This is a genomic window from Rhizobium sp. H4 (genome assembly GCF_003013335.1).
GTDB classification, from domain to species: Bacteria; Pseudomonadota; Alphaproteobacteria; order Rhizobiales; family Rhizobiaceae; genus Rhizobium; species Rhizobium sophoriradicis.
In genome coordinates this window covers 1-571 of sequence record NZ_PSOW01000061.1, presented here as the reverse complement: position 1 = coordinate 571, position 571 = coordinate 1, and the positions used below count along the sequence as shown (strand labels likewise).

1 protein-coding gene and 1 pseudogene are annotated in these 571 nt (G+C 59.5%); both read right to left on the bottom strand.

Annotation, left to right across the window (positions count from 1 at the left end; translation table 11 throughout):
• The coding region (locus tag C4N04_RS31475; protein WP_106797769.1) for a NifX-associated nitrogen fixation protein at positions 1–338 on the bottom strand (338 nt) is incomplete at its 3' end.
• A 45-nt stretch (positions 339–383) separates the two neighbouring features.
• Positions 384–571, bottom strand: a pseudogene (locus C4N04_RS31470) (nitrogenase component 1); the annotation flags it as partial.

The window sequence follows — 571 nt, the reverse complement described above, 5'->3', positions numbered from 1 at the left end:
GTCGTCAAAAGCAAGCGGCCGAAGCCCTCATGGCCGATCGTCATGATCGGCGATGCCAACAGGCCTGTGCACTCTTCGATCACAAGCCCCACGCAACTGTAAAAGTTCTGTAGCCTCCACAGCACATCAGGATCCGGATCGCCTATGATCGGGATCTTACGGCGCTGCTCCTTGGTGAGGATGAAGTCGGCCAGCAGGTCAGTGTCCGATTTGCCTTCCCACGCCCCATGGGCATCCTGAGCGCGGATGAGCCTTATCAGGCATCTGAGAAAAGGGGTGGCGAGATCCCCATCTTCGTTGACAGCAGGGCCATTCGTACTTCCTGTCAATGTACCCATTTCTTAGTCCTCCTCATCGAAAGGCTTCTTTTCAATGGCGCCTGCTTCGGTCAGCGCCGTGAAGCTCGTGCGCCAGAGCGTGGGACCTGAAGAAGCCGATCCGCGGTTGTCCCAGGAATTGCCCTCACAGCCGAGAGGCCCATGGATCAGGTGCGCGACGTCGGTGATCGGCTGCAGCACGATCTTGGCGCCATCGAAAGCGCATCCGCCGGCTGCCGCCCCGGGGATCAGCG